At 70.5% G+C, this 7,842-nt stretch carries 10 protein-coding genes and 1 pseudogene; 8 read left to right on the forward strand and 3 right to left on the reverse strand.

What is annotated here, in order from left to right; translation table 11 throughout:
- Window positions 1-322 (forward strand): SpoIIE family protein phosphatase (locus CCN72_RS32210; RefSeq protein WP_158101451.1); only part of this gene is annotated, 322 nt, incomplete at its 5' end.
- Between the two features lie 191 nt (window positions 323-513).
- Window positions 514-1,974, forward strand: coding sequence for an aminopeptidase P family protein (locus CCN72_RS32215; RefSeq protein ID WP_086811729.1), 1,461 nt, complete (start codon window positions 514-516; stop codon window positions 1,972-1,974).
- An 81-nt stretch (window positions 1,975-2,055) separates the two neighbouring features.
- Here CCN72_RS32215 and CCN72_RS41470 read toward each other — a convergent pair whose 3' ends face one another.
- Entirely contained in the window at window positions 2,056-2,178 is a 123-nt protein-coding gene (locus CCN72_RS41470) for a hypothetical protein (protein WP_279630302.1), read from the reverse strand.
- A 312-nt stretch (window positions 2,179-2,490) separates the two neighbouring features.
- Between CCN72_RS41470 and CCN72_RS32225 the strand changes: the two genes are divergently transcribed.
- Window positions 2,491-2,838 carry a response regulator transcription factor gene (locus tag CCN72_RS32225; protein WP_086811733.1) on the forward strand — a complete coding sequence of 116 codons (348 nt, stop codon included), beginning with the start codon at window positions 2,491-2,493 and terminating at the stop codon, window positions 2,836-2,838.
- 42 nt (window positions 2,839-2,880) lie between these two features.
- On the opposite strand, the gene CCN72_RS32230 is transcribed toward CCN72_RS32225, so the two are convergent.
- Complete coding sequence (locus CCN72_RS32230) at window positions 2,881-3,366, reverse strand: DUF3515 family protein (protein ID WP_086811735.1); 486 nt, start codon at window positions 3,364-3,366, stop codon at window positions 2,881-2,883.
- Window positions 3,367-3,564: 198 nt separating this feature from the next.
- Here CCN72_RS32230 and CCN72_RS32235 point away from each other — a divergent pair, with 198 nt between their 5' ends.
- The 4 genes from CCN72_RS32235 (at window position 3,565) to CCN72_RS32250 (ending at window position 6,552) form a co-directional block, all read left to right on the forward strand.
- Complete coding sequence (locus tag CCN72_RS32235) at window positions 3,565-4,074, forward strand: RICIN domain-containing protein (RefSeq protein WP_158101452.1); 510 nt, start codon at window positions 3,565-3,567, stop codon at window positions 4,072-4,074.
- 135 nt (window positions 4,075-4,209) lie between these two features.
- Window positions 4,210-5,424: a hypothetical protein gene (locus CCN72_RS32240; protein ID WP_202442859.1), complete on the forward strand. Its 1,215-nt coding sequence runs from the start codon at window positions 4,210-4,212 to the stop codon at window positions 5,422-5,424.
- A gap of 98 nt (window positions 5,425-5,522) precedes the next feature.
- Window positions 5,523-5,996, forward strand: coding sequence for a hypothetical protein (locus CCN72_RS32245; RefSeq protein ID WP_086811739.1), 474 nt, complete (start codon window positions 5,523-5,525; stop codon window positions 5,994-5,996).
- Between the two features lie 13 nt (window positions 5,997-6,009).
- Window positions 6,010-6,552, forward strand: coding sequence for a TlpA family protein disulfide reductase (locus CCN72_RS32250; RefSeq protein ID WP_158101453.1), 543 nt, complete (start codon window positions 6,010-6,012; stop codon window positions 6,550-6,552).
- A 19-nt stretch (window positions 6,553-6,571) separates the two neighbouring features.
- On the opposite strand, the gene CCN72_RS32255 is transcribed toward CCN72_RS32250, so the two are convergent.
- Window positions 6,572-7,009 (reverse strand): ATP-binding protein, encoded by a 438-nt coding sequence (locus tag CCN72_RS32255; RefSeq protein WP_037650556.1) that lies wholly within the window; start codon window positions 7,007-7,009, stop codon window positions 6,572-6,574.
- 221 nt (window positions 7,010-7,230) lie between these two features.
- Here CCN72_RS32255 and CCN72_RS32260 point away from each other — a divergent pair.
- Window positions 7,231-7,842: pseudogene (locus tag CCN72_RS32260) on the forward strand (hypothetical protein); the annotation flags it as partial.

Below are 7,842 nucleotides of genomic sequence, written 5' to 3' on the forward strand. Positions count from 1 at the left end.
CGAGCGGCGCGGAGACGGAGGTCTCGGCGAACTCGGTGCGCCGCTCGGCATGCTCTCGTGCTGGGAGGCGCCCAGCGTGGAGATCCAGGCCGAAGCGGGAGAGACGGTTCTGCTCTACACCGACGGGCTGCTGCACCGTACCGGCGACCCCATGGACCGCGCCTTCGCCCGGCTGCACACGGCCGCCGCGAGCGTCCCGCGGGCGCTGCGGCAGGATCCGGGGGCCGTCGCCGACCATGTGCTGCGCACGGTGCTGCCGGACGGCCCGGACACCGCCGACAGCACGACGGACGTGGTGCTGCTGGCGGCCCGCTTCGACTGAGCCGACGCCCCGGCCCGGCATCACCGCTCAGTGACCGGCCGGTGACCAGGCATAACGGGGCATCCGCCCCTGGTCCCGTCCCGGTACGACCGTACGATGATGGAGGTCCCCGGCTCGGAAACGGTCACCCACCGTGGCGAGCCGCACGGACCGCCCCGGGGGAGATCACACGCCGTACCGAGGAGGAACACGTGGCCGACGAACTCATTCCGGCGACCCCGGAAACCGAGTCCGAGGAGCCCATCAAGCAGCGGAAGAACGGCCTGTACCCGGGCGTCTCCGACGAGCTGGCCGAGAACATGCAGTCCGGCTGGGCCGACACCGAGCTGCGTGACCTGAAGCCGATCGAGCAGGCCGCCGAGACCGCGCGCCGCCGCGCCGCGCTCTCCGCGCGCTTCCCGGGCGAGCGTCTGGTGATCCCGGCGGGCAACCTGAAGACCCGCTCGAACGACACGGAGTACGCCTTCCGCTCCTCCGTCGAGTACGCGTACCTCACCGGCAACCAGACGGAGGACGGCGTCCTCGTGCTGGAGCCCGCGGGCGAGGGCCACCGGGCGACCATCTACCTGCTGCCCCGCTCCGACCGCGAGAACGGCGAGTTCTGGCTCGACGGCCAGGGCGAGCTGTGGGTCGGCCGCCGCCACTCCCTCACCGAGTCCGAGGCGCTGTACGGCATCCCCGCCGCCGATGTCCGCGAGCTGACCGGGAAGCTGGCCGAGGCCACCGGCCCGGTGCGCGTCGTGCGCGGCTACGACGCCGGCATCGAGGCGGCCCTGACCGACAAGGTCACCGCCGAGCGCGACGAGGAGCTGCGCGTCTTCCTCTCCGAGCTGCGCCTGGTCAAGGACGCGTTCGAGATCGGCGAGCTGCAGAAGGCCGTCGACTCCACGGTGCGCGGCTTCGAGGACGTGGTGAAGGTCCTGGACAAGGCCGAGGCCACCAGCGAGCGCTACATCGAGGGCACCTTCTTCCTGCGCGCCCGCGTCGAGGGCAACGACATCGGCTACGGCTCGATCTGCGCCGCGGGCCCGCACGCCTGCACCCTGCACTGGGTCCGCAACGACGGCCCGGTCCGCTCCGGCGACCTGCTGCTGCTCGACGCCGGTGTGGAGACGCACACCCTCTACACCGCCGACGTCACGCGCACGCTGCCGGTCAACGGCACGTACAGCGAGCTCCAGAAGAAGGTGTACGACGCGGTGTACGAGGCCCAGGAGGCCGGCATCGCGGCGGTGCGGCCGGGCGCCAAGTTCCGCGACTTCCATGACGCGGCCCAGCGGGTGCTGGCCGCGAAGCTGGTCGAGTGGGGCCTGGTCGAGGGCCCGGTCGAGCGCGTCCTGGAGCTGGGCCTGCAGCGCCGCTGGACCCTGCACGGCACCGGTCACATGCTCGGCATGGACGTCCACGACTGCGCGGTCGCGCGCACCGAGACGTACGTGGACGGCGTCCTGGAGCCGGGCATGGTCCTCACGGTCGAGCCTGGCCTGTACTTCCAGGCCGACGACCTCACCGTGCCCGAGGAGTACCGGGGCGTCGGCGTCCGGATCGAGGACGACATCCTGGTGACGGAGGACGGCAACCGGAACCTCTCGGCCGCCCTGCCGCGGCGCGCCGACGAGGTCGAGGCGTGGATGGCCGCGCTGAAGGGCTGACCCGACGAGCGAGGCGGCCGGGTACCCAGGGGTGCCCGGCCGCCTCCGTCCGCGGACCCGCCGTGGCCGGCCGCGCGGTCCTCAGTCCCTCTCCGGGGCGTTCCAGGGCGCGGGGTCCTCGTCGTGCGGGATCCGCTGGAACAGCCGGCTGTCCCGCCAACGGCCGTCGATGTGGCCGACCACGTCCCGCGCGAGCCCGCACACCCGTGACACGGCCGCGCTCGCCAGCCCCCGGCCCTGCCGGTCCGCGGCGGCCCAATAGCCGAGGTGCGCGCTACAGAACGGCCCCCGGGTGCTCCCCGTCAGGGTGACGGCCCCGACGATCCGCCCGCCCGCCTCTTCGAACGCCCTCGCAGAGACCCACCATTTTCGGCCAATCCGCCGACCGTGCAGGTAAGTTACGCAGCCGGAAACGGCATGAAGCTCGTAAGAACCGACGGGTAAGTTGGCCGTTGACCGCCGCCACAACCGGGCCACGGGGGTCTGCTGGAAACGCGGCGTTCAGAAGGGGCCAGAATGACCAACTGGGCCGAGGCTACGGGCACTACCTGCCCTTACCGACGAACCGGCCACACCCCGGAACCCGGCATCTGGCGGCTGGAAGCGCTGACAGACCGGGAAAGAGAGGTTCTCCTGCTGCTGGGGACAGGGGTCGGCAATCGTGAGTTGTCGAAGGAACTGGGCATCGCCGAACGCACAGTGAAGGCGCATATCTCGAACATCGTGACGAAGCTGGGGCAACAGACGCGGACACAGGTCGCGATCGTCTCCGCCTTGGCCCACAACGCACTGTGTGACGAGCCGTCCTGCTCCCGGCACCTCGCACTGGCGTCGAGCCGAGGCCAGAAAACGACGGTCGCGTGACCATGCCGGGGCCGCTCGTCCGACGAGCGGCCCCGGCGCCGGTCACTGGGCGTCCAGACACCGGCCGGTCTTCCGGATTCCCTCCACCAGGGGCGACAGCTCCAGGATCGCCTCATCCGTACGCACCCCCTGTGCGCGGATGGCGACCTGCGTCGAGGGCGTACGTCCGAACGTCACGATGACCTTGCGATCCGGGGTCGACTGCCGCTCGTCGAGCACCCAGTCGACCCCGTTCGCCTCGAAACACGGATCCGTTGTCGCCGTCGGGCTCGCGACACCGCAGCGCAGGATCACATCCTGGTCGCCCCACACCACCACGCCGTCGAGTCCGACGGACCGGCGCTCCTTGCCCGCCAGCCGCCCCGGCGCCTTCCCGGTGAGTTCCCGGCAGTGCGCGTCCCCCGCATGCGCGGCGGCCGTCAGGCCCCGCGCCGGATCGTCCAGCAGATGGGCCGTCACCCCGCCCCCCACGCCCAGGACCACGACGCCGGCGAGGGCACCAAGAGCGAGGCGGCGTGAGAGCTTCATGGACGGAAGTCGACCCCCTGTGAGTGCGGCGCTACGAGGGCCACCGTAGGGCACCCGAACCAGACGACTCCACACGGGGTACGACCACCCTCCCTTTAGGGCAATGCCCTATCAGACACCTCCCCAACGGACGTAGCGGACATGGCTGGTTCGCGTTTACGTTCATCGCTCGCCATGTCGCTGAAACGGGGAGGACCCATGCGTAAAGCAGCCGGATCACTGCTGCTCACCGCAGTCGCGGCCGGAACGATGACCGGCCTCGCCGCGCCGTCGGCCACTGCCGCGCCGCAGGCCAAGGACCCCTACGCCCATGTACGCCTGGAGCGCGTCTGGGCAGCTCACACGTGTCTGTCCATGGGGGGCAGCACGAAGCAGAACGCTCAGCTCACGGTCGGCAAGTGCTCCGGCGACAAGTCGCAGCGCTGGACCCTCCACCGGATCTACAAGAACGACTCGGTGTTCACCATCAAGAACGACAAGTCGGGCAAGTGCCTGAACGTCGACAGCAAGAGCCGCATCGTCCAGTACACCTGCCACTCCAGCTGGAAGGCGCAGCGCTGGACGTTGGGCGGCTCCCTGATCTGGAGCGCGGCGCGCAACGGCAAGGTCATCGCGTCGAATTCGACGAAGGCCGGCTCCCACCCCTACCTGGAGAAGTCCGGAAGCTCCAACCCGGCCCGCGTACGCCAGGAGTGGGGCCTGTCCTGACCTCTCGGGGGCGGCTTCCGCGCAAAAGTCCCGACGGGTCCCTCGGAAGCCGCCCCCTCGTGCGCGCCGTCAATGACTCAACCCGCCGGTGACGCGGCCGGGTTGGGGAAACCGTTCGATCCAGGGAGTCGATCCGTGAACGTCAACCGCACCATGGGGCGCTGGAGCGCGGCAACCGTGCTGCCCGTAGCCCTCCTCACCGCGTCGGTGGCCACCGGCGGAGCCACCGCCTCGGCCGCCCCCGCGCCGAAGGAGGCCGCGTTCGTCCTCGACGCCGGCACCGGCAGTTTCGCGAGCGGCAGGACCGCCCTCGCCGCCGGCGGTGTGCACACGGTGAGTGCTTACACCGGCAAGGCCACCGACAGCGAGATCCTCGCCGCCGGTTCACAGCACGTCATCGCCGACGTCACCCTCGCCCACTCGCCGAATCGGACCGAGCGCGCCGCCTGGGCCGCCTCCAGCACGTTCGTCGACCTGTCGTGGCCCGACCTCGGCGCCACGTCCTACACCGTCATCCGGGACGGCAAGGTGATCGCCAGGACCTCCGGGCACAGTCTGCGCGACGACACGGTCGTGCCCGGCTCCGAGCCCTCCTACCAGATCAGCGGTGACGCGAAGGGCCTTGGCCGCACCTGGGGTCTGAACGTCACGGTCCCCACCGGCGACACACCCGCCGCCCTCGCCCAGACCGCCCAAAAGGTCGAGGCCAAGGCCAAGAAGTACACCAAGACCGTGGTGACCTGGCGTTCCTTCATCCGCCAGCCCTGGGTGACCGTGCCCGGCTACGTCAGCAAGGCCTCCGGGTGCAAGTACGGCGGCAACTCCTACAAGTACAAGGGCGACGGCCGGGGCTTCTCCAGCGCCGTCTCCGGCACCTCCTTCCGCGCCGGTGTCCGCGGTGTCGTCTACTGGACGAAGTCCTCCTACGACCTCTTCCCCGAGACCGGCTGGACGAAGGTCTACAAAAAGGGAAAGCTGATCGACAAGCGGAAGGCGTCGACCAAGAAGATCGACTTCCGCACCAAGACCCGGTTCGACGGCAAGACGCGTGCCGTGCACGCCCAGATCGAAGCAACCGACCCCTTCTGCCCCAAGTCCGGTATCCGCCGGGCCGGCATCGGCGTGTACTACGACGCCCGCCTCGCCCGCAACGGTGACTTCTACGTGTCCGGCAGCGCCCGCCCAGCCCCGGACCACGAGATGTACCTCTTCGGCTACACCAGCGGCAGCAAGCACTCCACCAAGACCGTCTACCAGCACAGGATGAGCACCAAGTTGCTCAGCGGCCTCGAGTGCCTCTACTCCCGAGCCTGTGAGCCGAGCACCATCTCCAACATCGGCGGTTACTGACCGGCACGTCGGGGCCGGACGCTCGGCGGTGGCCCGCACGACGAGGGTGGGATGATGACCGTGCCACCGGCTCCGACCAGGGGCCTGAAAGGAGCGCCATGATATTCACCCCCTGGCGCAGCGCACTCACGTACGCCGCCTGGGTCACCGTGGTCTCATGGCTCACCGGGACCGTGGTGCTGGCCGGTTATTCGCTCGCGTTCGGCGACCGGCTCGGACCCACCGGGCCCGAGCCACTCACGTGGTGCAGGGACCAGGCCGTCTTCCTGGTCATCTGCACCGCGGTGCTCACCCTGGCCCGCCGTCTGCTCTCCCCGCTGCCCCGTTGGCGGACGGTCCTCGTCGACGGCGTCCTTTACATGCTGGTACTCGGCATCGCCAACGCGGCGCCCTACGGAGGGGGCAACCCGGGGGAACTCCTGGACGCCGCGGCGCTGTATTCGTTCTTCGGGCTCTTCACGCTCCAACTGCCCACCGCCTGGTGCCTGTCCGCGGTGCGCTCGGGCAAGCTCGACGCCGTCCTGAAGAAGCGTTACACCCTCGACGGCAATGAGCGGTCCGCGGCAGGGTGACATCCTCATCATCATGAACATCGCGAAAGCCGCCGGCCTCGTCCTGGCCCTGCTGATGGCATCGGGTTGCGCGGGCCCCCGGCTGGACGACGGCCAAGCGGCCCCCTTGCAGGAGACGTTCGCTCCGGCCGATCGCGAGAAGATGCCCGACCTGACGGGGACCGCGATCGACGGCCGTCCGATCGCCGTACACGACTACCGGGGCAATGTGCTCGTGGTGAACGCGTGGGCGTCCTGGTGCGGCCCCTGCCGCGCCGAGGCCCATGACTTCTCCGCTGTGCACACCGCCCTGCACACTCGCGGCGTACGCGTCATGGGTGTCGACACCGATGCCTCAAGGACAGCCGGTGCGGCCTTCGCCCGAGAGCACCACGTCCCCTACCGCAGCCTCCACGACCCGAAGACCGTCCAGCTCCTGCGCATCCCCAAGGGTCTGGTCAGTCCGCAGGGCTACCCCTACACCTTCGTCGTGGACCGGCAGGGCCGGATCGCCGCGGCCCGGATGGGCCGGATCAGCCGCGCGGAACTGACCGATCTGGTCGAGCCGCTGCTCTGATCGCCGGATGTGACCCGGGCTACACCGCCAGCAGCGGAGCGTCGTCGCGCCATTTGAGGATCTTGTCGAAGCTGACCACCGTGCCGTGGCGGCCGGGCTTGGGGCCGATGTGGACGTGGTCGGCGAGTTCGCGGATCAGGCAGAGGCCGCGGCCGTGCTCGGCGTCCGGGCGGGCGGGGCGCAGTTCGCGGGTGTGCTGGAAGCCGGGGCCGGAGTCGGCCACTTCGATACGGCACTTCTCCCCGTCGAGGTACGCGGTCACCCGGTACACCGCCGAGGTGCTGTCGTCGCCGCCGTGCTCGACGGCGTTCGCGCACGCCTCGCTCAGGGCGACGGAGAGGTCGTAGGAGATCTCCGGATCCACCCCGGCCGTCTCCATGGTGCCGATCAGGAGCCGCCGCGCGAGCGGCACACTCGCGGCCTCACGGCGCAGATGGAGTGACCACCAGATGCTCATGCTCCAGCCTCCAGGCCGCGGCTCGACATACCGATACCTATTGCCGCCCATAGGTGGCCGTAAGCACACCGTTGACGTGACTCCGCCCATACAGCCGACGCGGGCCGGGAGGAATCGGTGTATGCGGGACGTACCCCTTCGGCCGCTCCGGCCGGGCCGGGGATGTGTTGCCCGGACCTGACGTAGGACGGCGCGGGGCGCGGTGGGATGATGAGCCCGCCATGTCTGCCCCTCACGCGCGCACGGCGCGTCCCGGAGCCGGGCTCCGGATGCTGCGGGCCGCGGTCTTCGCCGCGGTCTGCGTCGTGCTGGCCGCGGCCGGGCACACCCTGGCCTCCTGCGCGAGCGTGCCGTTGTGGACGCTCGGCGTGGGCTTCCTCGGCTCCCTGCTGCTCGTGATCCCGCTCGCCGGGCGGGCCCGCTCGCTGCCGGGCATCGCCGCGCTCCTCACCCTCGGCCAGACCGCGCTGCACACGCTGTTCGGCCTGGGCCAGCACGGGGCGGGCATGGCCATGGGCGGGATGCCGATGGGGCAGAGCACCCCGGGCAAAGCCGCGCTCGGCGACGCCGCCCTGGTCGAACAGGCCACCCGGCTGCTGTGCGGGGCGAACGCCGCCGCGCTCACCCCCGGCCACGCCTTCCACATCCTGCTCGCCGCCCGCCTCATCGACCGCTCGGGCCGTCCCGTGGCCGGGGCCCCGCTGCCCCTGCCGCACGCGGCCGACGCCACCGGTGCCTCCGCGGCACTGCTGCCCTCGCTGCCGATGCTGCTCGGCCACCTCCTCGCGGCGCAGCAGCCAGCCGACGGCGACCGCCGCGAGGAGGTGGCCGAG

This window comes from Streptomyces murinus (genome assembly GCF_002154555.1).
Classification (GTDB): Bacteria; Actinomycetota; Actinomycetes; order Streptomycetales; family Streptomycetaceae; genus Streptomyces; species Streptomyces murinus.